Here is a 23,768-nt window from a genome sequence, read left to right as displayed (position 1 = left end):
CCGTATGAACGAGGCTTTCCCGCGAAATCGCCATCGCGGGCAAGCCATGCTCCTGCAAAAAACGTCATCCGCAAGGCAGTAGAACCGCTTCACCACAGAGACTGTGATTACTTTTCCAGACCGAGGCGTATATGCCAATCGGCAATGGACTCCTCGGGGTAGACGTCGAACTGCTGGTCCTTGGGTTTCACCTCAACCTCCACCCACGACGCTTTCGAACCCAGCATCAAATGCGTGTGCTCCGGTGGCACCGGCAGCGCGGTGTCGATGGCCGAGGCAAACGGATGAATCAACTCCGGCCATTGCGGGCTGAACAGCCACAACCCAGTCCCGCAAACAGAACAGAAATGCCGCTCGGCGGTGCTGTTATGGGCGCGTTTATCACCCACGTCCTTGAGCCGCGCATGGTAGATCGCGATGTGCTTGCGCCCGCGCACCTTCAGGCTGCCGGCGTCGCCACTGAGGTTGATCGCATAACCGCCGCCGCCCTGGGTCTTGCGGCAGATCGAGCAGTAGCAACGCTGGTAAGGGTAGGGATGACCGCTGGTGAGGCTGAACGACACCGCGCCGCAATGGCATGAACCTTCGAGCTGCATGGGACCTCCGGCTGTTCTCGAATCGATTCAAGACAGCCTAGACCCTTAGCGACTGTCGACCGGCACCAGAATCGCGTCGCCGGTCGCCACCAGTTTTAACTCGTCACCGGTTTGCGCGAACAACTCGGCGCGGGCGAACACCTGCTTCTTCCCGGCCTTCACCACCCGCCCCTTGGCGATGAACACTTCACCGACAGCGGGTGCCAGGCAGTTGACTGAAAAATGCGACGCCAGCACGTTGCCGGCGACCGTCCCGGCGGCAAAACCGCAGGCGGTGTCGAGCAACGCGGCGATCAGGCCGGCATGCAGGAAGCCGGCGTACTGCGCCATGTCGGTTTCGCGAAAAACCAGGGTAAGTTCGGCTTCACCGCTTTGGGCGTAGGTGACTTCGAAGCCGGCCCAACGGTTGAAGGCTGAGGTTGAGTTGGTCTGTTTGAGTGCGTTGAGCATAGCGAATCCCTCCGGTTGAGGGATCAACATGCGCCGGGTTCGGGGGGAAGTCATGGTGGATAAAGGAGGGTGATGGGCGGGTGGAGTTGCGCTGAATGGACTGCTGACAAAGGTACTGCTGCATATAGGTGGTGTAGGTGTAGAACGCCTGCAGGAGCTGCCGAAGGCTGCGATCTTTTGATCTTTTTTGGCGCGGCCGCTTAAGATCAAGATCAAAAGATCGCAGCCTTCGGCAGCTCCTACGGGGGTGGACGTGTGCCAGTTACCGGGTCAGCATGACCGCCTCGAGACAGAGCCTTGATCAATGCGACGACTACCCTCCCTGGCAGCACTCAGAACTTTCGAATGCGCCGCTCGTCACGCTCATTTCGGCCGGGCGGCGGCGGAGTTGTGCGTCACCGACAGCGCCGTCAGCCATCAAATCCGTCAACTCGAAGAACAGTTGGGCGTGTCGCTGTTTATCCGCGAAGGTCGGCAGATTCGCCCGACCATGGCCGCCGGGCGCCTGATGCAGAGTTTGCAGCAGGCTTTCGAACTGATCGGCGAGGCCTGCGATGAACTGCGGGATCCGTCATCCCTTGCTGTGTTGCGCCTGGCGGTTACCGCCGAACTGGCGCAGAAATGGTTGATGAGCCGCCTCACGGATTTCTACGCGCGCTATCCGCACATCACCTTGCACCTCTACGAACAACCGATCGACGCCACCGCGCCGGGGGAAGACATCGACCTGGCGATCACCTACGGCACCGGCCCGGTGGACAGCAGCGCCTACTTCGTGCGGCCCTTGCCGGCGTTGCAGTTCTTCCCGGTGTGCAGCCCCAGCCTATTCAACCAGGGTACGCTGAAAACCCCGAAAGACCTGGCCCGTCACTGCCTGCTGCACGACGATCAGGACGGCAAGACCTGGACCGCCTGGCTCACCAGCCATGCCGGCGACCAGCGCCCGGAGCGACAACTGTATTTCGCTCACGCCGGGTTGGCGCTGGAGGCGGCTGCGCAGGGGCAGGGCGTGGCCATGGGCGATAACCTCACGGCACAGGAAGACCTGCTCAGTGGACGGCTGGTGCGACCGTTCGCGGCCAACATCACCGCGCTCGGCCAATACGCCCTGGTCTGTGAACGGGTCCGCCTGGAGCGTCCGGCCGTGGCTCAAATGCTGGGTTGGTTCAACGATCAGTTGGTCGATTGATGAGTTAAATTCAAGCATCCCGAAATAATCATCGTTGGTGAAGAGGGCGCTGGCGACCTTAGCCTGTGGTCATTCCAATCCCCGCTGATGAGGTATGCCCATGGCACGTTTGCTCGATTCCACCCCCAAACAAGACGGCTTCCGCCTGCCCGGTGAATTCGAAACCAAGTCCGGCTGCTGGCTCGGCTGGCCTGAGCGCACCGACGTTTGGCGCAACGGCGCCAAACCTGCACAGAAAGTCTGGGTGCAGATTGTTACCGCCATTTCCCAGAGCGAACCGGTGACTGTATGTGCCTCCGCCGCACAATTCGCCACCGCTCGCCGTCAATTGCCGCCGCAAGTGCGGGTCGTAGAAATGACCTGCAACGACACCTGGTTTCGCGACAGCGGCCCGTGCTTTGTGGTCAACGATGCCAGCGGCGACGTGCGTGGCGTGGATTTCGAGTTCAACGCCTACGGCGGTCTCGACGGCGGCTTGTATTACCCGTGGGACAAGGACGACCAGATCGCGAGCAAGATCCTCGAAATCGAACGTTTCGACCGTTACCGCGCGCCGCTGATTGCCGAGCTCGGTGGCATCCAGAGCGACGGCCAGGGCAGCATCCTGACCACCGAGCAGTGCCTGCTCAACCGCAATCGCAACCAGCATTTGGGCAAGGAGGAAGTCACCCGACGGCTGACCGATTACCTCGGCGCCGAGCAAATTATCTGGTTGCCACGGGGCTGCAAGTTCGACGAAACCGATGGCCATGTCGATGACCTCGCTTGCTTCGTCCGCCCCGGCGAAGTGGTACTGCAATGGACCGATAATCGCGATGACCCGCAGTGGGAAATCTACCAGGAGGCCTACGACATCCTGCGCAGCACCCGGGACAGCCGTGGTCGTGAGTTGACCGTGCACAAGTTGCCGCAACCGGATGTGCTGGAATGGACCGGCGAAGAAGCCGAGGGCCTCGATCAGCAGGACAGCACCCACACCCGCCAGGCGGGGACGAAAATCTGCGCGTCGTACATCAACTACTACGCCGGCAATACCTCGATTGTGGTGCCGTTGTTCGGTGATCGGCAGGATCAGACCGCGCTGGCAACCCTGGCCGAACTGTTCCCTCGGCACAAAATCGTCGGCATCGAAAACTCCCGGGAAATCCTCCTCGGTGGTGGCAACGTCGCCTGCATCACCATGCCGCAATACGCCGGCACTCCTGACCACAAGAAGGGGGTTTAACCATGGGCCTGCACAAACTTGCTCAAGCGTTGTTGCTGGTGCTTGCACCCCTGTGTGTGCAGGCCGCCGACACCGCCAAACCGGTGGTCAACCTGTACATCTGGGGCGAGTACCTGGCCCCGGACACCCTGAGCAACTTCGAAAAACAGACCGGCATTCGGGTGGTGGCCGATCACTTCGACTCCCTCGAAACCGTCGAGACCAAACTGCTGACCGGCCACAGTGGTTATGACCTGGTGCTGACGGCGGGGCAGCATCTGTCCCGGGCGATCCAGAGCGGCGCAATCCAGACGGTGGACAAGCAGCAACTGCCGCACTTTGCCGGCGTCGGCGAGGAGTTCCGCCAGCACATGGCGGTGTTCGATCCGGGCAACCGCTACGCCGGGATATACGCCTGGGGCACCACAGGCGTGGGTTATCAGGAGGAGGCGGTCAAGCAGCGTCTGCCCGACGCGCCACGGGACAGCTGGGCGATGTTGTTCGATCCGACCGTGGTGTCGAAATTCGCCGATTGCGGGGTCACCCTGCTCAACGACCCTAACGAAGTATTTGCCGCGGTCATGAAGTACATGGGCCTGGACATCAACCGCCAGAGCCTGGATGACCTGAAACTCGCGGAACAGCAATTAGCCAAGATCCGGCCTTACATTCGCTACTTCGACAACGACCTGAACATCAGCGACCTGGCCAACGGCAACACCTGCGTGGCGATGTCCTGGAACGGCAACGTGGCCATTGCTGCCGGTCAGGCTACGGCGGCGAACAAACCGTTCAAGTTGAGTTACCGGATCCCGAAGGAAGGCACGTTGATCTGGTTCGATGCCATGGTCATACCCAAGGACGCGCCGCATCCGCAGGCAGGGCTGGCGTTGATGGACTACCTGATGACGCCGCAGGTGATTGCGCCGATCACCGACACCATTCATTACGCCAATGCAATTACGGCAGCGGATGGGCTGATCGATCCGGCGATTCGCAATGATCCGGGGACGTATCCCTCGGCTGAGGTAAGGGCTTCGTTGTACAGCAAGAATGACAATGGGAAGGCGTTTAACCGGGCGTTGATTCGGGCGTTCAGTCGGTTGAAGTCGGGGTTGTGACGGGCTTTGGGTGATGCGGCCTACTTGCTAGGTACCCGCCACAAATACCAGCAAGCCACTGTCCGATAAGGCTTCCAGTCCAACCCGATCTCAATCATCTGCCGGCGAGTAGGCTGCACCTGCAAACCCTTCAACCGCCGATACCCCTCACGCACCCCAAAGTCATCCGCCGGCAAAATATCCGGGCGCTCCAGGCCGTAGATCAGCAGCATCTCCACGGTCCAGCGGCCAACCCCGCGCAGGGTGATCAAGCGCTCGATCAGCGCTTCATCGTCCATCATCCGCGCGGTGTTGTAATCGGGCACCACGCCACTCACCGCCGCTTCGGCGATGCCCTGAATGGTCGCTATCTTGCTTGCCGAAAAACCGCAGCTGCGTAGCGCGTCAAAATCAGTCGCGATGATCTGCTCCGGGCGCGGAAAATTCCCTGGGGGGAACAACGCCAGTAAACGCCCGATGATCGCGTCGCCGGCCCGGGCATGCAGTTGTTGGTAGGCAATCGAGCGCACCAGGGATTCATAGGGATCCCGCGCCGGATGTGGCTGATGCAGGCAGGGACCAATGGTGGCGATATGTTGGCGCCAGTCGTCATCGATGCCGGCCAGAAACTGGCTGGCAGCCGACCACGCGTCAGGCAGGGCGCTCATGCTTCTTCGCGCGCCATGCCCGGCAGGCTCAACTGGCTGAGCTGCAGTGCCGCGTTCTCCAGGCGCAGCAGGAATGCCTTGCGCGGCTGGCCGCCGCCGTAGCCAGTCAGCGAGCCATCGGCGCCGATCACCCGGTGGCAAGGGACGACGATGGAGACCCGGTTATGCCCGTTGGCCAGGCCGACGGCGCGGCTGGCGCCGGGTTTGCCGAGAATCGCGGCAATGGCGCCATAGGTACTGGTCTGGCCGTAGGGGATTTTGACCAGCTCGGCCCACACCTGCCTGGAAAATTCGCTGCCTGGCAGATGCAGCGCGACCCTGAATTCGCAGAGCTTGCCGGCAAAGTATTGCGCCAGTTCGTCTTCGATCTGGCGCAAATGGGCGTTATGCCCGGGCGCTATCACGTATCCATAGCGGTTTTGCAGCGCTTCAAGCTCACGGGTCAGTGCCGGTCGGTCAAGAAACTCAAGCATCACCAGCCCGCGCCGCTCCGCCATGGCGATCATCGGCCCCAGGGGCGTGGTCAGGCGGGTGAAGAGCAGTGGCTCACTGTCGGCTGCTTTGCCTGGGGTGATGTGGAATGACTTTTGAAACGCGTCGCGAAAACCGCTCAGGGATTCATAACCCGAATCGAACGCCGCGTGGTCGATGGACTCACCCTGGCGAATGCCGCCTAGCGCCATGCCCAGTCGGCGGGTGCGTAGCCACGCGTGGAAGGTCATGCCGAAATGCTGTTTGAACCAGCGCCGAAGTTTCAACGGCTCGATGCCCTCGGCCAGCAGTTGCGCATCGGACCATTGTCGATCCGGGGTGGCTTCTACCGCGCCCAGTAGCTTTTGCACCCAGTCCGGGGCAATGGCTGCAGCGTCCAGTGGCTTGCAGCGCAGGCAGGCACGATAGCCCGCCGACAGGCATTCATCGGCATGGGCGAAGAACTCGACATTCTCCGGTTTCGGTTTGCGTGCCGTGCAACTGGGACGGCAAAAGATGCCGGTGGTCTTGACCGCAGTGAAGAACACCCCCTCGTAGGCGGTGTCACGTTCAAGCATGGCGCGGACCATCTCGTTGCGGGGCGGTAAGGAAGCGTTTTGTAGGTTCATGGCGTGAGCATAGGGGGCGTCGCGCCGGGGCTCCACCGGTAAATCGACAAAGAATTCGCCCGGAGCGTCAGGAGTGCGCCTGCCGAGGGGTGTTTTGTTCAATACTCGGCGGTGGCGATTTCTTAGTCTGGGGGCCAATTCAACCGAGTGAAGAGGTTTGCGATGAGTCTGATTGTTTCCATGGCCGCGTTTGCGCTGGTGGCTTCGATCACCCCCGGGCCGGTAAATATTGTGGCCTTGAGCTCCGGCGCACAGTTTGGCTTGCGCGCCAGCCAACGGCATGTTCTGGGCGCCACCTTGGGTTTCGTGGTGTTACTGCTGTTGATGGGGCTGGGGTTGCATGAAGTGTTGCAGCGCTGGCCGGCGCTGACGCAGGTGGTGCGACTGGCGGGGGTGGCATTCCTGCTGTTCATGGCCTGGAAACTGGCGGCCGACGATGGCCAGGTCGATGCTGCGAGGTCGACCCGCGCGCCCTCGATGCTGTATGGCGCGATCATGCAGTGGCTCAACCCGAAAGCCTGGCTGGCCTGCGTGGCGGGCATGGGCGCGTTTGTCGCTGACGGTGAGGCGCGGCTGGTCTGGCAATTTGCGGCGGTGTACCTGGTGATCTGTTATCTGTCGGTTGGGTGCTGGGCCTACGCCGGCACTTTTTTGCGCGGGTATCTGAACAACCCGCGGGGGATGCGTCTGTTCAATCGGGTGATGGCGGCCTTGCTGGTGATGAGTGCGGGTTATCTGCTGTTGCCTTGATATTGGCCGGGCGTAGCGGCCAGGTGGTGTTTGAACGCACGCTGAAAATGTGCCTGATCGGCAAATCCCGCTTCAAGCGCCACATCGGCAATCAACTGGCCGCTGCGCAGGCGGTCCTGGGCAAACTGGATGCGGCGATTGATCAGGAAGGCGTGGGGCGTCATCCCATAACGTTGTTTGAACGCGCGGATCAGATAAGACGGCGATAACTGGGCGGCCGCGCATATGTCTTCAAGCTTGAGCAACCGAGTGCAGTTGTCGCGAATGAAATCCGCTGCACGTTCCAGCTTGAAGTTGGGTTCACGCAGCGCTGGCCCGGCCGGGTTCAGCCGCAGCTGCAGGTCACTGAAAAACTCCACCAGGGCGCTGTGTTTCTGCAGGTGGTCCTGCTGCGGATCAATCAACGCCTCATACACCCCGACCAGTCCCTCAAACAGGCTGGCATCGCGCACGTGCGTAAGGGCAAAGCGGCGAAACGCCAGGTCGGGACTGAAGCCCAGTTGGTGCTGCAGATCGGTAAGCCAGGCCGTATCGACATAAAACATCAGGTACGACCAGGGCTCATCTTCGATGGGGTTGCAGGCGTGCACGTCGCCAGGGTTCATCAGCACGACGGTGCCGACGCTGACTTGCGACTGCGCTTGATCGTGGAGATAGGTACTGCGTCCAGCCGTGATCGCACCGATGGAAAAATGCTCGTGGGAATGGCGCGTGTAACACACCTCGCGACCATCGACGATGGAGCGCGCTTCGACAAAGGGCAGGGCATCATCGCGCCAGAATAGCGGACGTTGATCTTCATTCCTGGCAACCGCGCGCTTCATATTCGAATCCTGGGCAGGTGAGTCGTTGAGTGTAATGGCTCCTGCGGCCAAAGGCTCGCCCTGGTGAATATGTCTGGCATAGTCATTTGGACAACACATGGAGTCATATCGACCTCAATAAACGATTGTCATTATGACTTCCTGCACGCCATCTCATTGATTTTCAAGGCCCTGGATGTTGGCACGAGACTTGATATATCACTCGTACCCGAACACCTTCAGGAGTACCGGAAAATGTTCAGCTTCTTCAGTCATCCCCAGAATGTTCTGCACCTGTCCAGCCGCATCCTTGGAGCCGGTCTGGCCCTGCTCGGGGCCGGCATCTATGGCGCGTATTTGTACGGCGGACATCTGCCTATCCCTGCCTTGGTGTCGTTTCACGCCATGACCATCATCGGGCCCACCCTGTTGAAGATCGGCTACGTAATGCGCCTGTTATCCCAGCATCATCTGGGTCAGCGCCTGACAGGGGTATGCGCTTGATGCGCGCCTTGGGTTCGGCACCACTGTTCAGTCTCGGCTTTCGCCCGTTTTTCCTCGCCGGAGCCGGCTTCGCGGCGGTTGCCGTGGCCGTCTGGGGCTTGTGGTTGTACGGACGGTTGCCGGGTGCGCAGCCCATCGGCGGGATGTTGGCCTGGCATCGACATGAGATGCCGTTCGGTTTTGCTGCGGCAATCATCGCTGGCTTTCTCCTCACGGCAGTGCCCAACTGGACCGGTCGCCCGGGGCTCCACGGCTGGCCCCTGATTGGGCTGGTGCTGACCTGGCTGCTGGCGCGGCTGGCGTGGATGATGCCGTTGCCAGCCGAACTGCTGATCGCCACCCAGGTGCCTTTCCTGCCGTTGCTGGCATGGTTCATTGGAAGGGACCTGGTCATGTCCGGCAAGCGCGACAACTACCCGGTTCTGCTGGTGATCGCGCTGCTGGCGGGTTGCCAGTTGATGACCCTGGCCGGTATGGCGACCGACAACGTCGATCTGCAGCGTAGTGGTGTGCTCGCGGCGTTGTGGCTGGTAGGCGCGTTGATGAGCGTGATCGGTGGCCGGGTGATTCCGTTCTTCATTCAGCGCGGCTTGAATCGTCTGCCAGCGCCTGTGACCAACCCCTGGCCCACTCGCATCCTGCTCGTCGGCGGGCTGCTCGCAGCCCTGTCGTTCGCGGCCGGGTTCAACGACGTCCCCAATCCTTGGCTGTCTGGCCTGTTTCTGCTGATCGGGGGCTTGCACCTGCTGCGCCTGTGGCGTTGGCATGATCGAGGTATCTGGGGTGTACCGTTGCTGTGGTCGCTGTACCTCGCATATGCCTGGCTGGTGGTGGCGGCGCTGGCGATGTCGCTGTGGCATGCCGGCCTGATGTCGCAGCAGAGTCTTGCCAGTCACTCGCTGGCCGTCGGCGGGGTCGGCGGGTTGATCCTGGCAATGATTGCCCGGGTCGGTCTAGGACACACCGGGCGAGCGCTGACAGCCTCGAAACCGATCGTTCTGGGGTTTGCCCTGCTGATGATTGCGGGCGTCTGTCGGGTGCTGCTGGTACCGTTTTCCACCAGCGGCCTGGGCTTGTCGGCGCTGCTGTGGTGTGCGGCCTTTGTACTTTTTCTGTTGAGCTATACCCGGATTCTATTGCGGCCCAGGGTCTAGCGCTTGCCGGCCAGTGCACACTCGCTGGGCCCTTTAATGACATGACCGGTGGTCGATGAGCCGGTCTCGCCCGCTATTTTGCGCTTAGCTGTAGGGATCACTCGAGGCGTGCGTGGGCATTGATCGGCCACAGCGACGCTCCTTCAGAACACCGTGAGTCTGAGGAAACCCGCAATGCTGACGCTTAACATCAATGGCAAGGACCAGGCTCTGGATGTCCCTGCGGACATGCCGCTACTGTGGGTGCTGCGGGATGTCGCGCACCTGACTGGAACCAAATTTGGCTGCGGCATGGCGCAATGCGGCGCCTGCACCGTGCACGTCGACGGCGCGCCGCTGCGATCCTGCATCACCCCCGCCACAGCCGTGGCCCATGGGCAGAAGATCCTCACGATTGAAGGCCTGTCCACCGATGGATCTCATCCCGTGCAGCAAGCCTGGGCCGAACTCGACGTGGTCCAGTGCGGCTACTGCCAGTCCGGGCAGATCATGTCTGCCGCAGCCTTGCTGGCAAAAATCCCCAAGCCCACCGACAGCGATATCGACCAGGCACTGTCCGGCAATATTTGCCGTTGCGGCACCTACCCGCGTATCCGCGCGGCAGTCAAACGCGCAGCCGACATCGGTTGATTTCCGGGGAGGGCAGGTCATGAACAGCAGTCATCCGCTGTCGCGTCGGGTGTTTCTCAAGGGCAGTGCCGTGCTTGGCGGCGGGCTTGTCGTGGCCTTTGTCATTCCCGGTGCTCACCGCTTCGCCCTGGGCGCGGAGAATCAGGGCAATGTATTTGCGCCGAATGCGTTCTTGCGAATCGGCAACGACAACAGCGTCACCGTGCTGCTCGGGCACTCGGAAATGGGCCAGGGCATCTGGACCGGTCTGACCATGCTGATCGCCGAGGAACTGGACGCCGACTGGTCGAAAATCCTCGTCGAACATTCCCCGGCGTCGGCCGCTGATTATGGTCTGGCCGGCTTCGGCGGGATGCAGATCACCGGCGGCTCGACCTCGACCTGGATGGAGTTCGATCGCTACCGCCAGGCGGGTGCGGCGGCGCGCTTGATGCTGATCGACGCGGCGGCCAAGCGCTTCAATGTCGCGCCCTCGACGATCCGTACCGAATCGGGGGTGGTCATCACCGCAGATAATCGGGTCACCTACGGTGAACTGGCCGATGAAGCCGGCCAGTTGCCAGTGCCGGACCCGGCCTCGATCAAGCTCAAGGAGCCCAAGGACTGGAAGCTGATCGGCAAACCCACCAAGCGCCTGGACACGCCGGAGAAAATCACCGGCAGGGCCAGGTTCGGCATGGATGTGCAGTTCGAAGGGTTGATGACCGCCATGGTTGCTCGCACGCCGGTGTTCGGTGGCCACGTCAAATCTTTTGAAGGCGCCGAGGCGCTGGCGATACCGGGCGTGCACAAAGTGGTGCAGGTGCCCAGCGGAGTGGCGGTGATCGCCGATCACTATTGGGCGGCGAAGCTGGGGCGCGATGCACTCAAGATTGACTGGGACCTGGGGCCCAACACTGGCCTGGACAGCCAGCAATTGCTGGAAAGTTTCCGCAAGCTGGCCGGCACCCCGGGCCTGCCCGCGAGTAAGGCCGGGGATGCCAAGGCCGCCCTGGCCAAGGCGGCGAAAACCATCGATGTCGAATACAGCGTGCCTTACCTGGCCCACGCACCGATGGAACCGCTCAATTGCACGGTGAAAATCACCCAGGACAAGTGCGAGATCTGGACGGGCACCCAGTTTCAGACGCTGGACCAGATGATCGCCGGGAAAATTACCGGCTTGAAGCCCGAACAGGTGGAGATTCATACCGAGTTCCTCGGTGGTGGCTTTGGGCGCCGGGCCAATCCGACTTCGGATTTTGTCGCCGAAGCGGTGCAGGTGGCCAAGGCCGCAGGCGCGCCGGTGAAGACGGTGTGGTCCCGCGAAGACGACATCCGTGGCGGCTATTACCGCTCGGCATTCCTGCATCAGGCGCGCATTGGCCTGGATGCGGGTGGGTTGCCCATCGCCTGGCAGCATGTACTGGTCGGCCAGTCGATCATGGCCGGCACCATGCTCGAGGCAACGATGGTCAAGGATGGCATCGACAAGACCTCTGTCGAGGGCGTGGCGGACAGCCCCTATCTGCAGCACCTGGCCAACCATCAGGTCGAACTGCATTCGCCCAGCACGGGCATCAATGTCCTGTGGCTGCGTTCGGTGGGGCATACCCATACCGGATTCGTCATGGAATCACTGATCGACGAACTGGCCGAGGCGGCGGGCCAGGATCCGGTGGAGTACCGACGCACCCTGCTCAAGGACCATCCGCGGCATCTCGGCGTGCTGAACCTGGCAGTGGAAAAGGCCAACTGGAAGGCAACGTTGCCGGACGGCCATGCGTTGGGCGTGGCGGTGCACGAGTCATTCGGCAGTTACGTCGCCCAGGTGGCCGAAGTGTCCCAGGACAACCTGGCGATTCGCGTGCATCGGGTGGTGTGCGCAGTGGACTGCGGCATTGCGGTCAACCCGCAGAGCATCGCGGCGCAGATGGAGTCGTGCATTGCCTTCGGCCTGGGGTTTGCCCTGCACAGCAAACTGACCTTCAAGAACGGCAAGGTGGAGCAGTCCAATTACCACGACTATCAAGTGCTGCGCCTCAATGAGATGCCGGTGGTTGAAGTGCATATCGTGCCCAGTTCCGAGAAGCCCGGGGGTATCGGCGAAGCGGGTGTGCCGCCGACGGCACCGGCAGTGGCGAACGCCGTATTCGCCTTGACCGGGCAACGTCTGCGGGAACTGCCGCTGCAACTGTCGGGGGTGTGAGATGAAACGACATCTGATGCTGGGCGCGGTGATGCTGCTTGGCCTGGTGGCTTACACCGAGGACCTGTTCGCGGACGACAGTGAAGCGCTCAAGGCCTTCGATACCGTGCAGAAAGTCTTCCAGAGCCCGCGTTGCCAGAATTGCCATATTCCGGGGGATTCGCCGCTGCAATTCGATGCCGGCACGCCCCATGGGATGAATGTCGTGCGGGGTATGGACGGCAAGGGTGCAGCAGGTCTGCCTTGTGCCACCTGTCACGCCGAGGCCAATCCGCCGGCCAGTTACGGCCCCAATGCGCCACCCGGTGCGCCCCACTGGAGCCTGCCGCCGGCCGCCCACAAGATGGCCTGGATCGGCCTGCCGGCCGATCAGCTGTGCGCAATGATCAAGGATCGCAAGGCCAACGGCGACCGTGATTTCGCCGCGCTGATCAAGCATGTCAGCGACGACAAGCTGGTGCTCTGGGGCTGGAACCCGGGAGCTGGCCGGGCGCCTGTGCCGGTGCCACACGATATTTTTGTCGCCCAGTTCAAGCTGTGGGCGCAGGCGGGAGGGCCATGCCCGGTCGCGGGCATCTGACTCAGCGCCGGACTCAAAAAAAACCCGCCGAAGTCGGCGGGTTTTTATCGGCTAACCGAAGATTACTCTTCCAGGCTACCCATCGCAGTGGTGTTGAAACCACCGTCTACGTACATGATTTCACCGCTGATGCCGGACGCCAGGTCCGAGCACAGGAAGGCGCCGGCGTTGCCGACTTCGTCGATGGTGACGTTACGACGCAGTGGGGTTTGCGCTTCGTTGGCGGCCAGCATCTTGCGGAAGTTCTTGATGCCGGAAGCGGCCAGCGTGCGGATCGGACCGGCCGATACGCAGTTGACGCGGGTGCCGTCCGGGCCCAGGGAGCCGGCCAGGTAACGTACGCCAGCTTCCAGGGAGGCCTTGGCCATGCCCATCACGTTGTAGTTCGGCATGGTGCGCTCGGCGCCCAGGTACGACAGGGTCAGCAGGCTGCCGTTGCGGCCCTTCATCATTTCGCGACCGGCCTTGGCCAGGGCTACGAAGCTGTAGGCGCTGATGTCGTGGGCAATACGGAAACCTTCACGGGTGGTGGCTTCGGTGAAGTCGCCGTCCAGTTGGTCGCCGGGAGCGAAACCTACGGAGTGCACGATGCAGTCCAGGCCGTCCCACTTCTTGCCCAGTTCAACGAAGACCTTGGCGATTTCTTCATCGCTGGCCACGTCGCACGGGAAGCACAGGTCCGGGTTGGAACCCCAGCTTTGTGCGAACTCTTCGACACGACCTTTGAGTTTGTCGTTCTGATAAGTGAAGGCAAGCTCAGCGCCCTCGCGATGCATGGCGGCAGCGATGCCGGATGCGATGGACAGCTTGCTGGCGACACCGACGATCAGTACGCGCTTACCGGCGAGAAAACCCATGTGTTGCTCCTCTTTCAGGTTATTGCGCAGTGGCTGGAGCCAGGAAAGCGGCTTCCAGCAACTGCTGTGTATACGGATGTTGGGGGGCGGCAAAGATACTTTGCGCGTCTCCCTGTTCGACCACTTGGCCCTGCTTGACCACCATCAGCTGGTGGCTCAGCGCCTTGACGACAGCCAGGTCATGGCTGATAAACAGATACGTCAGGTTGTACTTGGTTTGCAGTGAACGCAAAAGCTCCACCACCTGGCGTTGCACGGTGCGGTCGAGGGCCGAAGTCGGCTCGTCCAGCAGGATCAACGCCGGTTTGAGCACCAATGCCCGGGCAATGGCAATTCTCTGCCGTTGCCCACCGGAAAATTCGTGGGGGTAGCGGTGTCGGGTGTCCGGATCCAGGCCTACCTCCTTCAATGCCGCAATAATCGCTTGTTCCTGTTCCGCCTCGCTACCCATCTTGTGGATCCGCAGGCCTTCGCCGACGATTTGGCTCACGCACATTCGTGGGCTGAGGCTGCCAAAGGGGTCCTGGAACACCACCTGCATCTCCCGCCGCAACGGCCTGACCTGTTGCTGCGTCAGGCAGTCTAGCTGGTTGCCTTCAAAACGGATGCCGCCTTTGCTGCCGATCAGCCGCAAAATCGCCAGGCCGAGCGTCGATTTACCGGAACCGCTTTCTCCCACAATGCCCAGTGTCTGGCCCTGGGGCAGGCTGAAGTTGATGCCGTCGACCGCCTTGATGTAGTCGACGGTCTTTTTCAGCAAGCCTTTCTTGATCGGAAACCACACTTTCAGATCCTTTACCTGCAGCAGCGGCGGCCCGATGGCATTGGTGGCCGGCATCCCGCTGGGCTCCGCTGCCAGCAGTTCCCGCGTGTACGGATGCTGCGGCGCGCGGAACAATTCTTCGCACGATGCCTGTTCGACGATGCAACCGCGCTGCATGACACATACTCGGTGCGCAATTCTTCGCACCAGGTTCAAATCGTGACTGATCAGTAGCAGCGCCATGCCCAGGCGGGCCTGCAATTCCTTGAGCAATTCGAGGATTTTCAACTGCACTGTGACGTCCAGCGCGGTGGTCGGTTCGTCGGCAATCAGCAGTTCCGGCTCGTTGGCCAGGGCCATGGCGATCATCACGCGCTGGCGCTGGCCGCCGGACAATTCGTGGGGCAGGGCCTTGAGGCGCTTGTGCGGCTCGGGGATGCCGACCATCTCCAGCAGTTCCAGGGTGCGTTGGGTGGCGATCTTGCCGACCAGCCCTTTATGGATGCCCAGCACTTCGTTGATCTGCTTTTCGATGGAATGCAGAGGGTTGAGCGAGGTCATCGGCTCCTGGAAGATCATCGCAATCCGGTTGCCGCGGATATGCCGGATGGTCTTTTCCTTCAGGCTCAGCAGGTCCTGGCCAGAGTATTCGATGGTCCCCGACGGGTGTCGGGCGAGCGGGTAGGGCAGCAGCCGCAGGATCGAGTGGGCGGTGACCGATTTGCCCGAGCCGCTTTCGCCCACCAGGGCCAGGGTCTCGCCGCGCTTGATGTCGAAGCTGACACCCTCTACCACCCTTTGCACGCGCTCGCCGACGACAAACTCCACCGCCAGGTCGCGCACTTCGATCAGATTGTCCTGATTCATTTCACTTCCTCGGGTCGAAGGCATCGCGAGCGGACTCGCCGATGAACACCAGCAAACTCAACATCAACGCCAATACCGCAAATGCGCTCATGCCAAGCCAGGGCGCCTGCAGGTTGGATTTGCCCTGGGCCACCAGTTCACCCAGGGACGGCGCACCAGGCGGCAGCCCGAAACCCAGGAAGTCGAGGGCGGTCAGGGTGCCGATGGCGCCGGTCAGGATGAACGGCATGAAAGTCATGGTCGAGACCATGGCGTTGGGCAGGATATGGCGGAACATGATCGCACCATTCTGCATCCCCAGCGCCCGGGCCGCGCGTACGTATTCGAGGTTGCGCCCGCGCAGGAACTCGGCGCGCACCACGTCCACCAGGCTCATCCAGGAGAACAGCAGCATGATCCCCAGCAGCCACCAGAAGTTCGGCTGGACGAAGCTGGCGAGGATGATCAGCAGGTACAGCACCGGCAGCCCGGACCAGATTTCCAGGAAGCGCTGCCCGGCCAGATCCACCCAGCCGCCATAAAAACCCTGCAAGGCCCCGGCAATCACGCCGATAACCGAGCTAAGGATGGTCAGGGTCAGGGCGAACAGCACGGAAATGCGGAAGCCATAGATTACCCGGGCCAGCACGTCGCGGCCCTGGTCATCGGTGCCCAGCAGGTTGTCCGCTGAAGGTGGCGCCGGTGCCGGGACCTTCAGGTCATAGTTGATGCTTTGATAGCTGTAGGGGATCGGCGCCCACAGCACCCAGGCATCCTTGGCCTTGAGCAGTTCGCGGATATACGGGCTCTTGTAGTTGGCTTCCAGCGGGAATTCGCCGCCGAAGGTGGTTTCCGGGTAGCGCTTGAGCGCCGGGAAATACCAGCCGTCGTCGTAATGCACCACCAGCGGTTTGTCGTTGGCGATCAATTCGGCGCCCAGGCTCAGGCCGAATAGCACCAGAAACAACCACAGCGACCACCAGCCGCGCTTGTTGGCCTTGAACAGTTCGAATCGCCGACGATTGAGTGGGGACAGGTTCATCTCAATGCTCCCGGCTTTCGAAGTCGATACGCGGATCGACAAAGGTGTAGGTGAGGTCGCCGATCAACTTCACCACCAGTCCCAGCAGGGTGAAGATGAACAACGTGCCGAACACCACCGGATAATCGCGGTTGATGGCCGCCTCGAAGCTCATCAGGCCAAGGCCGTCGAGGGAAAAGATCACTTCCACCAGCAACGAGCCGGTGAAGAAAATCCCGATGAAAGCCGACGGGAAGCCGGCAATCACCAGCAGCATGGCGTTACGGAACACGTGCCCGTAGAGCACGCGGTGGTTGGTCAGGCCCTTGGCCTTGGCGGTCACTACATACTGTTTGTTGATTTCGTCGAGGAAACTGTTCTTGGTCAGCAGGGTCATGGTCGCGAAGTTGCCGATCACCAGCGCCGTCACCGGCAGGGCCAAGTGCCAGAAATAATCGAGGATCTTGCCGCCAGTAGTGAGCTCATCAAAGTTGTTGGAAGTCAGGCCTCTGAGCGGAAACCAGTCAAGGTAACTGCCGCCGGCAAACAGCACGATCAGCAGGATCGCGAACAGGAAGGCCGGGATCGCATAACCGACGATGATCAGCGAACTGGTCCAGACGTCGAAATGGCTGCCGTGCCGCGTAGCCTTGGCGATCCCCAGCGGGATTGACACCAGGTACATGATCAGGGTGCTCCACAGCCCAAGGGAGATGGAGACCGGCATCTTTTCCTTGATCAGGTCGATGACCTTGGCGTCGCGGAAAAAACTGTCGCCGAAATCCAGCTTCGCGTAGTTCTTGATCATGATCCACAAGCGTTCCGGCGCCGATTTGTCGAAGCCGTACATGTGCTCGATTTCCTTGACCAGCGCCGGGTCCAGGCCCTGGGCGCCACGATAGGCGGAGCCGGCCACCGACACCTCGGCGCCGCCGCCGGCAATGCGGCTGGTGGCGCCTTCGAAGCCTTCGAGCTTGGCGATCATCTGCTCTACCGGTCCACCGGGGGCGGCCTGGATGATCACGAAGTTGATCAGCAGAATGCCCAGCAAGGTCGGGATGATCAGCAGCAGTCGTCGAAAAATGTACGCCAGCATCTGATTACTCCGTGCCCGTAGCGTCGGTTTGCAGTTTGGTTTCGACCTCTATCGCCGGTTTGGCATCCGGCTTGATCCACCAGGTGTTGATGCCGACATCGTAGGTCGGTGAGATTTTCGGATGACCGATATGGTTCCAGTAAGCCACGCGCCAGGTCTTGATGTGCCAGTTCGGGATCACGTAATACCCCCATTGCAGCACGCGGTCCAGCGCCCGGGCATGGGCCACCAGGCTTTTGCGCGAATCGGCGTTGATCAGTTGCTCGACCAGCTGGTCGACCACCGGGTCCTTGAGGCCCATGGAGTTACGGCTGCCGGGTTTGTCGGCGGCGGCAGACATCCAGAACTCCCGTTGTTCATTGCCTGGCGAGTTGGACTGCGGGAAGCTGCCGACGATCATGTCGAAGTCCCGTGAGCGCACCCGGTTGATGTACTGGGAGACGTCGACCCGGCGGATCACCAGGTCGATCCCCAGATCGCTGAGGTTGCGCTTGAACGGCAGCAGCACCCGCTCGAATTCAGTCTGGGCCAGCAGGAATTCGATGGTCACCGGTTTGCCGGTAGCATCGACCATCTTGTCGTCGACGATGCGCCAGCCGGCCTCCTGCAGCAGTTGATAGGCCTGGCGCTGCTGGGCGCGAATCATGCCGCTGGCATCGGTGCGCGGGTTCTGGAACGCCTCGCTGAACACCTGCTCGGGAATTTTTCCGCGAAAAGGGTCGAGGATTGCCAGCTGGTCGGCATCCGGCAGGCCCGTGGCAGCCATTTCCGAGTTTTCGAAGTAACTGCGGGTACGCACATAGGCGCCGTTGAACAGTTGCTTGTTGGTCCACTCAAAGTCCAGCAGCAGGCTCAAGGCTTGGCGCACGCGCACATCCTGGAACAGCGTGCGCCGCAGGTTGAATACAAAGCCCTGCATGCCGGTCGGGTTGCCGTTGGGGATTTGCTCCTTGATCAGGCGGCCTTCGGTGACTGCTGGAATGTTGTAGGCGTTGGCCCAGTTTTTGGCGGTCATCTCCAGCCAGTAATCGAACTGGCCGGCTTTCAGGGCTTCCAGGGCGACGGTGTTGTCGCGGTAGTAGTCGGTGGTCATGACGTCGAAGTTATAGAAGCCGCGGTTGACCGGCAGGTCCTTGCCCCAGTAGTCCTTGACCCGTTCGTAGCGCACTGAACGCCCGGCCTTTACTTCGCTGACCCGGTAGGGCCCGCTGCCAAGAGGGATTTCCAGGTTGCCCTTGTTGAAGTCGCGGTCGGTCCACCAGTGTTTGGGCAGTACCGGCAGCTGGCCAAGAATCAGCGGCAGTTCGCGGTTGTTGCTGTGCTTGAACTTGAACAGCACGGTCAACGGGTCTTCGGCGATCACTTCGGCCACGTCGCTGTAATAGCCGCGATAGAGCGGGGCGCCTTCTTTGGTGAGCATGTCGAAGCTGAAGATCACGTCCTCGGCATGGATAGGGTGACCGTCGTGGAACCGGGCTTGCGGGCGCAAATAGAAACGCACCCAGCTGTTGTCGGGGGCTTTCTCGATCTTGCCGGCGACCAGGCCGTACACGGTGAACGGTTCGTCCAGGCCTTGTCTGGCCAGGGTGTCGTAGATCATGCCGACATCGTCGGCGGGCACGCCTTTGCTGATAAACGGATTAAGGCTGTCGAAGCCGCCGAAGCCTGCCTGGCGGAAGGTTCCGCCCTTGGGCGCGTCGGGGTTCACGTAATCGAAATGCTTGAAGTCGGCCGGGTATTTGGGCGGTTCGTTGTACAGGGTCAGCGCGTGTTGCGGAGCGGCGCAGGCCAGCCCGGCAAACATCAGGCCGCTGACCTGCAACAGCAGGGCACGTACAGGGGTCATCGATCCTTCTCCGAAGATTTCAGCCACCACGCGCTCAAGCCCAGGGTGTAGGGCGGCGTGGTAACAAAGGCAAACCGGTTGCGGTAGGCCAGGCGGTGATAATTGAGGTACCAGTTGGGAATGATGTAGTGCTGCCACAGCAGTACGCGATCCAGGGCTTTGCCTGCGGCGACCTGCTCGTCACGGGTCTTGGCGGCGAGCAGCTGTTCGAGCAGGTGGTCAACCACGGGATTGGCGATACCTGCGTAATTCTTGCTGCCCTTGACCGCCACCTGGCTGGAGTGGAAGTACTGCCATTGCTCCAGGCCGGGGCTGAGCGTCTGGTTGAGGGTCATCAGGATCATGTCGAAGTCGAATTGGTCGAGACGTTGCTTGTACTGGGCGCGATCGACCGTTCGCAGCCGGGCATCGACGCCGATGCTCGCGAGGTTCTCGACGTAAGGCTGGAGAATGCGTTCCAAGTTGGGGTTGACCAGCAGGATCTCCAGGCGCAGCGGCTGGCCGGCGGCATTTTGCAGGCGCTGGCCGTTCAGCTTCCAGCCGGCTTCGGCGAGCAGGCCCAGGGCGTTGCGCAGTGTCTGCCGGGGAATGCCGCGACCATCGGTCTGGGGCAGGCTGAAAGGTTCGGTTAAGAGCCTGGCCGGCAGCTGATCGCGATAGGGCTTGAGCATCAGCCATTCGTGGCCGACCGGCAGCCCGGTGGCGGAAAACTCGCTGTTGGGGTAGTAGCTCATGGCGCGTTTGTAGGCGCCGCTGAACAGCGTGCGGTTGGTCCACTCGAAGTCGAACATCAACCCCAGCGCTTCGCGGACCTTGGGATCGGCAAAGGCGGGGCGCCGGGTGTTCATGAACAGGCCCTGGCTCTGGGTCGGAATCTGGTGGGGGATCAGCGCCTTGATCACCTCGCCGCGCCTGACCGCCGGGAAGCGGTAGCCGTTTTCCCAGTTTTTCGCCTGGTGCTCGATGTAGATGTCGAACTCCCCGGCCTTGAACGCTTCGAAGGCGACGTCGCTGTCGCGGTAGAACTCGACCTCCATCCGGTCGACGTTGTACTTGCCGCGATTGACCGCCAGGTCCTTGCCCCAGTAATCCTTGACCCGCTCGAAAATCAACTGCCGCCCGGGCGTTACTGAAGTAATGCGGTAGGGGCCGCTGCCCAGGGGCGGTTCGAACGTAGTGGCCTTGAAGTCGCGGCCTTTCCAGTAATGCTGGGGCAACACCGGCAACTCGCCCAGGCGCAGGATCAACAACGGGTTGCCGGCGCGCTTGAAGACGAATCGGATACGGTGGGGGTTGAGGATATCGACCCGCAGCACTTCCTGGAGGTTGGTGCGGTATTGCGGATGCCCTTCCTTGAGCAGCAGGCGATAGGAAAACGCGACGTCGTAGGCGGTGATCGGCGCGCCGTCATGAAACCTGGCCTCGGGGCGCAGGTTGAACACGACCCAGCTGCGGTCTTCGCTGTACTCCACCGATTGCGCGATCAGCCCGTAGCTGGAGGTGGGCTCATCGCCGGACGGCGCGTATTGGCCGGTGCCCACCATCAGCGGCTCGTTGAGTTCGTTGATGCCGTATTGCAGGAAATTGGGCGTGGAAACCGGGCTCGATCCCTTGAAAGTATAGGGATTGAGCGTATCGAAGGTGCCGAATGCCATCACTCGCAACGTACCGCCCTTGGGCGCTTGCGGGTTGACCCAGTCGAAGTGGGTAAATCTGGCCGGGTACTTGAGGGTGCCGAACTGCGCATAACCATGGCTTTCGCTGATTGTCGCGCTTGCGGGTGAGCTCAAGGCCAGGCTGATCAGGAGCAGGAGGAGGGGACGCTTCAAGTCAGAGATCCGATCCAGGCGGCTTGGGCTTTATGGACCGTACAGTAACAGCTTGTCTTGGCAGGAAAAAGATGGCGTATTTGTAGGAGCGAGCTTGCTCGCGATGGTCGTTAACGATAACGCTGGGAATCTGTCACCCCCCCGGCGCTCTCAGGTTCTTCGCGAGCAAGCTCGCTCCTACGGGGGATTGTGTCCTTCCTTGAAAAACAGCCCCTGGTTCAGGGGCTGTTTTTTAGTGCGGCGAGTAGACCGTCAGCATCTGGCCTGGCTTGAGCGCCTGGCCCAGGCGTGGATTCCAGCGTTTGAGGTGCTGCATCTCGACGTTAAAGCGCTTGGCGACCATGTACAGTGAGTCGCCCTGCTTGACCTTGTATTTGGTCTGCTGTTTCTTGCTGTTGGCGGCGACTACCGTGTTGACGCGTCCGCCGCTGCGCTTGGTGTTGTCCTGCATCACCAGGGTCTGGCCAACCTTGAGGTTCTTGCCGGTCAGCTTGTTCCACTGCTGGAGATCTTTCACGTCGACTTTGTTGGCCTTGGCAATGGTGCCCAGGTTGTCGCCGCGCTTGACCCGGTAGGAGCGCTTGGCGCCGGCAATCGCCGGGCTGTTGGCGCTCTCGAACACTGGCTTGAGCGGTCGCTTGCTGATCAGTTCTTCCGGGCGCATGGTCGACAGGCTGGTGGTCAGCAGTTGCGCCTTCGAGGTGGGCACCAGCAAATGCTGGGGGCCATCGAGGGTGGTGGTGCGCTGCTTGAATGCCGGGTTGAGCTGGAACAGTTCGTCTTCGTCGATGTTGGCCACTGCAGCGACCTTGGACAGGTCCATGCGCTGGTTGATCTCGACCACCTTAAAGTACGGCTCGTTGGCGATCGGGCTGAGGTTCACCCCGTAGGCTTCCGGCGCCAGCACCACTTGTGACAGCGCGAGCAGCTTGGGTACATACGCCTGGGTTTCCGCCGGCAGCGGCAGGTTCCAGTAATCGGTCGGCAGGCCCAGCTTTTCATTGCGCTCGATCGCCCGGCTGACCGTTCCTTCCCCGGCGTTGTAGGCCGCGAGTGCCAGTAGCCAGTCGCCGTTGAACATGTCATGCAGGCGGGTCAGGTAGTCCATCGCCGCGGTGGTCGAGGCGGTGATATCGCGACGGCCATCGTAGAACTGGTTCTGGCGCAGGTTGAAGTAACGCCCGGTGGAAGGAATGAATTGCCAAAGTCCCACCGCATGGGCCCGGGAATAGGCCATCGGGTTGTAGGAGCTTTCTATCACTGGCAACAGCGCCAGTTCCAGCGGCATGTTGCGTTCTTCCAGGCGTTCGACGATGTAGTGAATGTACAGGCTGCCGCGTTCGCCGGCGTTTTCGAGATAAGACGGGTTGTTGGCGAACCACAGGCGCTGTTGTTCGATGCGCGGGTTCAGGCCGACGCTGTCCTGCAACTGGAAGCCCTGGCGCATGCGCTCCCAGACGTCCTGTGGTATTTGCGGAACAGGCTTTTCGCTGAGCCAGACAGGTTTTTGCTTGGCTCGAGCGGCGATGTTGGGGGTGTGTGTCGCTTCGGTTTGCGGGACATGGCTTGAACAGCCCGCCAGGGTGGCGGACACAGCCACCGCGATGGCTTGAGCCAGGCGGGTCAATGCGTCTGAATTGATGGACTTACGAATAGATGACGACATTGGCTGGAAGTAAGTTCCGGGCAAAAATGTCGGGCGATTCTAGAAAGCACACCCCCCGAGGTCAACCATTGAGAATTCCTGTACCGCCCGGTAGCCTCCCTAGAACTTGTCTTTCCAGGCACGCAAGGCAGCAAAGACCGCACTCGGGCTACTGTTATCGGCGCCGCTCCGTTCGTCCACTTTTTGTTTAATAGATGTTTCGCCGGCACGCAGGAAGGGGTTGGTGAGCTTTTCCAGGGCCAGCGTCGAAGGCAGGGTCATGATCCCGGACTCGCGCATTTGTGTGACTTTGCCCAGGCGTTCGACCGTGTGCGGATTGCCGGGCTCGACCGCGACGGCAAAGCGCAGATTGCTCAGGGTGTATTCATGGGTGCAATACACCAGCGTATCCTCGGGAAGGGCTGCAAGCCGGTTCAGGGAGGTATACATTTGCTCCGCAGTGCCCTCGAACAGGCGGCCGCAACCGGCAGCGAACAGGGTGTCGCCGCAGAACAGCAGGCCATGATGATAGAAGGCGATGTGCCCCAGGGTGTGGCCGGGAACGGCAAGAACATCGAACTCCCAGCCCAGCACGCTGACCCGGTCGTTGTCCTTGAGCGCCACGTCGCGGGCCGGGATGCGCTCGCTGGCCGGCCCGTAGACCGTCGCGTCCGTCGCGCTCTTGAGCAGTTCCACGCCGCCGACGTGATCATGGTGGTGATGGGTGATCAGGATATCGCTCAACACCCAGCCCGGATGGGCCGCAAGCCAGGCCTGCACGGGCGCGGCGTCACCGGGATCGACCACGGCGCAGCGCTGGGTATTGTGGTCCTGTAACAACCAGATGTAGTTGTCGGTAAAGGCAGGCAGGGCACTGATCTGTATCATCGTCGGATTCGCCAAGCGGAAAACATTGGCGCATCTTAGAACTTCCTGGCGCGTTGGAGAA

The 23,768-nt window shown here is 61.2% G+C and carries 22 protein-coding genes; 9 read left to right on the top strand and 13 right to left on the bottom strand.

From position 1 onward, the window contains the following. Nucleotides 1-107: 107 nt before the first annotated feature. Together AAEZ05_RS04335 and AAEZ05_RS04330 are read right to left on the bottom strand one after the other, a co-directional pair. Nucleotides 108-596 (bottom strand): GFA family protein, encoded by a 489-nt coding sequence (locus AAEZ05_RS04335; protein ID WP_045061623.1) that lies wholly within the window; start codon nt 594-596, stop codon nt 108-110. A gap of 45 nt (nt 597-641) precedes the next feature. Further along, the gene (locus tag AAEZ05_RS04330) at nt 642-1,046 is read right to left on the bottom strand and encodes a PaaI family thioesterase (RefSeq protein ID WP_045061622.1); all 405 of its coding nucleotides are present in this window, start codon (nt 1,044-1,046) and stop codon (nt 642-644) included. Between the two features lie 304 nt (nt 1,047-1,350). Here AAEZ05_RS04330 and AAEZ05_RS04325 point away from each other — a divergent pair, with 304 nt between their 5' ends. From AAEZ05_RS04325 to AAEZ05_RS04315, 3 genes are all read left to right on the top strand, one after another. Further along, a complete protein-coding gene (locus AAEZ05_RS04325; protein ID WP_350646691.1) occupies nt 1,351-2,235 on the top strand; it encodes a LysR substrate-binding domain-containing protein in 885 nt (294 codons plus the stop codon). Between the two features lie 100 nt (nt 2,236-2,335). Continuing rightward, nucleotides 2,336-3,460 carry an agmatine deiminase gene (gene aguA, locus AAEZ05_RS04320; RefSeq protein ID WP_350646690.1) on the top strand — a complete coding sequence of 375 codons (1,125 nt, stop codon included), beginning with the start codon at nt 2,336-2,338 and terminating at the stop codon, nt 3,458-3,460. A gap of 2 nt (nt 3,461-3,462) precedes the next feature. Next, nucleotides 3,463-4,560: an extracellular solute-binding protein gene (locus AAEZ05_RS04315; RefSeq protein WP_045061619.1), complete on the top strand. Its 1,098-nt coding sequence runs from the start codon at nt 3,463-3,465 to the stop codon at nt 4,558-4,560. Between the two features lie 20 nt (nt 4,561-4,580). Here the strand turns inward: AAEZ05_RS04315 and AAEZ05_RS04310 are convergent, their stop codons facing one another. Together AAEZ05_RS04310 and AAEZ05_RS04305 are read right to left on the bottom strand one after the other, a co-directional pair. After that, nucleotides 4,581-5,207, bottom strand: a complete 627-nt coding sequence (locus AAEZ05_RS04310; protein WP_442963640.1) for a DNA-3-methyladenine glycosylase family protein — start codon at nt 5,205-5,207, stop codon at nt 4,581-4,583. Continuing rightward, complete coding sequence (locus tag AAEZ05_RS04305; RefSeq protein WP_045061618.1) at nt 5,204-6,307, bottom strand: bifunctional transcriptional activator/DNA repair enzyme AdaA; 1,104 nt, start codon at nt 6,305-6,307, stop codon at nt 5,204-5,206. Before AAEZ05_RS04305 ends, AAEZ05_RS04310 begins: the two co-directional genes overlap by 4 nt. A gap of 162 nt (nt 6,308-6,469) precedes the next feature. On the opposite strand from AAEZ05_RS04305, the gene AAEZ05_RS04300 reads away from it, so the two are divergent. Beyond that, nucleotides 6,470-7,057, top strand: coding sequence for a LysE family translocator (locus AAEZ05_RS04300; protein WP_350597456.1), 588 nt, complete (start codon nt 6,470-6,472; stop codon nt 7,055-7,057). On the opposite strand, the gene AAEZ05_RS04295 is transcribed toward AAEZ05_RS04300, so the two are convergent. Next, nucleotides 7,039-7,881 carry a helix-turn-helix transcriptional regulator gene (locus AAEZ05_RS04295; protein WP_350646689.1) on the bottom strand — a complete coding sequence of 281 codons (843 nt, stop codon included), beginning with the start codon at nt 7,879-7,881 and terminating at the stop codon, nt 7,039-7,041. The genes AAEZ05_RS04300 and AAEZ05_RS04295 overlap by 19 nt on opposite strands. 234 nt (nt 7,882-8,115) lie before the next feature. On the opposite strand from AAEZ05_RS04295, the gene AAEZ05_RS04290 reads away from it, so the two are divergent. The 5 genes from AAEZ05_RS04290 (at nt 8,116) to AAEZ05_RS04270 (ending at nt 12,916) form a co-directional block, all read left to right on the top strand. Further along, nucleotides 8,116-8,364 carry a transmembrane sensor/regulator PpyR gene (locus AAEZ05_RS04290; RefSeq protein WP_205892717.1) on the top strand — a complete coding sequence of 83 codons (249 nt, stop codon included), beginning with the start codon at nt 8,116-8,118 and terminating at the stop codon, nt 8,362-8,364. Then, nucleotides 8,364-9,518 carry an NnrS family protein gene (locus AAEZ05_RS04285; RefSeq protein WP_350646753.1) on the top strand — a complete coding sequence of 385 codons (1,155 nt, stop codon included), beginning with the start codon at nt 8,364-8,366 and terminating at the stop codon, nt 9,516-9,518. Before AAEZ05_RS04290 ends, AAEZ05_RS04285 begins: the two co-directional genes overlap by 1 nt. A gap of 174 nt (nt 9,519-9,692) precedes the next feature. Beyond that, nucleotides 9,693-10,148, top strand: coding sequence for a (2Fe-2S)-binding protein (locus AAEZ05_RS04280; protein WP_008038243.1), 456 nt, complete (start codon nt 9,693-9,695; stop codon nt 10,146-10,148). Nucleotides 10,149-10,167: 19 nt separating this feature from the next. Continuing rightward, nucleotides 10,168-12,336 carry a xanthine dehydrogenase family protein molybdopterin-binding subunit gene (locus AAEZ05_RS04275; RefSeq protein WP_350646688.1) on the top strand — a complete coding sequence of 723 codons (2,169 nt, stop codon included), beginning with the start codon at nt 10,168-10,170 and terminating at the stop codon, nt 12,334-12,336. A 1-nt stretch (nt 12,337) separates the two neighbouring features. After that, nucleotides 12,338-12,916 carry a hypothetical protein gene (locus AAEZ05_RS04270; RefSeq protein WP_350646687.1) on the top strand — a complete coding sequence of 193 codons (579 nt, stop codon included), beginning with the start codon at nt 12,338-12,340 and terminating at the stop codon, nt 12,914-12,916. A 62-nt stretch (nt 12,917-12,978) separates the two neighbouring features. Here AAEZ05_RS04270 and fabI read toward each other — a convergent pair whose 3' ends face one another. The 8 genes from fabI to gloB all read right to left on the bottom strand — a co-directional run bounded on the left by fabI (nt 12,979) and on the right by gloB (nt 23,707). Beyond that, nucleotides 12,979-13,773, bottom strand: coding sequence for an enoyl-ACP reductase FabI (gene fabI / locus AAEZ05_RS04265; protein ID WP_008152082.1), 795 nt, complete (start codon nt 13,771-13,773; stop codon nt 12,979-12,981). A gap of 19 nt (nt 13,774-13,792) precedes the next feature. Continuing rightward, nucleotides 13,793-15,403: an ABC transporter ATP-binding protein gene (locus tag AAEZ05_RS04260; RefSeq protein ID WP_350646686.1), complete on the bottom strand. Its 1,611-nt coding sequence runs from the start codon at nt 15,401-15,403 to the stop codon at nt 13,793-13,795. A gap of 1 nt (nt 15,404) precedes the next feature. Continuing rightward, nucleotides 15,405-16,424, bottom strand: a complete 1,020-nt coding sequence (locus AAEZ05_RS04255) for an ABC transporter permease (RefSeq protein WP_350646685.1) — start codon at nt 16,422-16,424, stop codon at nt 15,405-15,407. 1 nt (nt 16,425) lies between these two features. Beyond that, complete coding sequence (locus tag AAEZ05_RS04250) at nt 16,426-17,499, bottom strand: microcin C ABC transporter permease YejB (RefSeq protein WP_045061609.1); 1,074 nt, start codon at nt 17,497-17,499, stop codon at nt 16,426-16,428. 4 nt (nt 17,500-17,503) lie between these two features. Next, on the bottom strand, nt 17,504-19,345 hold the full coding sequence (locus AAEZ05_RS04245; protein ID WP_045061608.1) for an extracellular solute-binding protein: 1,842 nt from the start codon (nt 19,343-19,345) through the stop codon (nt 17,504-17,506). Beyond that, entirely contained in the window at nt 19,342-21,174 is a 1,833-nt protein-coding gene (locus AAEZ05_RS04240; RefSeq protein ID WP_350646684.1) for an extracellular solute-binding protein, read from the bottom strand. The genes AAEZ05_RS04245 and AAEZ05_RS04240 overlap by 4 nt, the downstream gene beginning before the upstream one ends. A 232-nt stretch (nt 21,175-21,406) precedes the next feature. Further along, nucleotides 21,407-22,840, bottom strand: a complete 1,434-nt coding sequence (locus AAEZ05_RS04235) for a transglycosylase SLT domain-containing protein (protein ID WP_045061606.1) — start codon at nt 22,838-22,840, stop codon at nt 21,407-21,409. Nucleotides 22,841-22,939: 99 nt separating this feature from the next. Beyond that, nucleotides 22,940-23,707 carry a hydroxyacylglutathione hydrolase gene (gloB, locus tag AAEZ05_RS04230; RefSeq protein ID WP_045061605.1) on the bottom strand — a complete coding sequence of 256 codons (768 nt, stop codon included), beginning with the start codon at nt 23,705-23,707 and terminating at the stop codon, nt 22,940-22,942. Between the last annotated feature and the right edge of the window lie 61 nt (nt 23,708-23,768).

It is taken from the genome of Pseudomonas sp. HY13-MNA-CIBAN-0226 (genome assembly GCF_040310305.1).
In the GTDB taxonomy this organism is placed as follows: domain Bacteria; phylum Pseudomonadota; class Gammaproteobacteria; order Pseudomonadales; family Pseudomonadaceae; genus Aquipseudomonas; species Aquipseudomonas gregormendelii.
Note: the sequence above shows the minus strand (reverse complement) of the source record. Positions and strands in the feature narration are given on the sequence as shown.

Bases quoted from the DNA above. Each gene is read 5' to 3' on its own strand.
- AAEZ05_RS04335 (WP_045061623.1), bottom strand. From the start codon at position 596: ATGCAGCTCGAAGGTTCATGCCATTGCGGCGCGGTGTCGTTCAGCCTC.
- AAEZ05_RS04330 (WP_045061622.1), bottom strand. From the start codon at position 1,046: ATGCTCAACGCACTCAAACAGACCAACTCAACCTCAGCCTTCAACCGT.
- AAEZ05_RS04325 (WP_350646691.1), top strand. From the start codon at position 1,351: ATGCGACGACTACCCTCCCTGGCAGCACTCAGAACTTTCGAATGCGCC.
- aguA (WP_350646690.1), top strand. From the start codon at position 2,336: ATGGCACGTTTGCTCGATTCCACCCCCAAACAAGACGGCTTCCGCCTG.
- AAEZ05_RS04315 (WP_045061619.1), top strand. From the start codon at position 3,463: ATGGGCCTGCACAAACTTGCTCAAGCGTTGTTGCTGGTGCTTGCACCC.
- AAEZ05_RS04310 (WP_442963640.1), bottom strand. From the start codon at position 5,207: ATGAGCGCCCTGCCTGACGCGTGGTCGGCTGCCAGCCAGTTTCTGGCC.
- AAEZ05_RS04305 (WP_045061618.1), bottom strand. From the start codon at position 6,307: ATGAACCTACAAAACGCTTCCTTACCGCCCCGCAACGAGATGGTCCGC.
- AAEZ05_RS04300 (WP_350597456.1), top strand. From the start codon at position 6,470: ATGAGTCTGATTGTTTCCATGGCCGCGTTTGCGCTGGTGGCTTCGATC.
- AAEZ05_RS04295 (WP_350646689.1), bottom strand. From the start codon at position 7,881: ATGAAGCGCGCGGTTGCCAGGAATGAAGATCAACGTCCGCTATTCTGG.
- AAEZ05_RS04290 (WP_205892717.1), top strand. From the start codon at position 8,116: ATGTTCAGCTTCTTCAGTCATCCCCAGAATGTTCTGCACCTGTCCAGC.
- AAEZ05_RS04285 (WP_350646753.1), top strand. From the start codon at position 8,364: ATGCGCGCCTTGGGTTCGGCACCACTGTTCAGTCTCGGCTTTCGCCCG.
- AAEZ05_RS04280 (WP_008038243.1), top strand. From the start codon at position 9,693: ATGCTGACGCTTAACATCAATGGCAAGGACCAGGCTCTGGATGTCCCT.
- AAEZ05_RS04275 (WP_350646688.1), top strand. From the start codon at position 10,168: ATGAACAGCAGTCATCCGCTGTCGCGTCGGGTGTTTCTCAAGGGCAGT.
- AAEZ05_RS04270 (WP_350646687.1), top strand. From the start codon at position 12,338: ATGAAACGACATCTGATGCTGGGCGCGGTGATGCTGCTTGGCCTGGTG.
- fabI (WP_008152082.1), bottom strand. From the start codon at position 13,773: ATGGGTTTTCTCGCCGGTAAGCGCGTACTGATCGTCGGTGTCGCCAGC.
- AAEZ05_RS04260 (WP_350646686.1), bottom strand. From the start codon at position 15,403: ATGAATCAGGACAATCTGATCGAAGTGCGCGACCTGGCGGTGGAGTTT.
- AAEZ05_RS04255 (WP_350646685.1), bottom strand. From the start codon at position 16,424: ATGAACCTGTCCCCACTCAATCGTCGGCGATTCGAACTGTTCAAGGCC.
- AAEZ05_RS04250 (WP_045061609.1), bottom strand. From the start codon at position 17,499: ATGCTGGCGTACATTTTTCGACGACTGCTGCTGATCATCCCGACCTTG.
- AAEZ05_RS04245 (WP_045061608.1), bottom strand. From the start codon at position 19,345: ATGACCCCTGTACGTGCCCTGCTGTTGCAGGTCAGCGGCCTGATGTTT.
- AAEZ05_RS04235 (WP_045061606.1), bottom strand. From the start codon at position 22,840: ATGTCGTCATCTATTCGTAAGTCCATCAATTCAGACGCATTGACCCGC.
- gloB (WP_045061605.1), bottom strand. From the start codon at position 23,707: ATGATACAGATCAGTGCCCTGCCTGCCTTTACCGACAACTACATCTGG.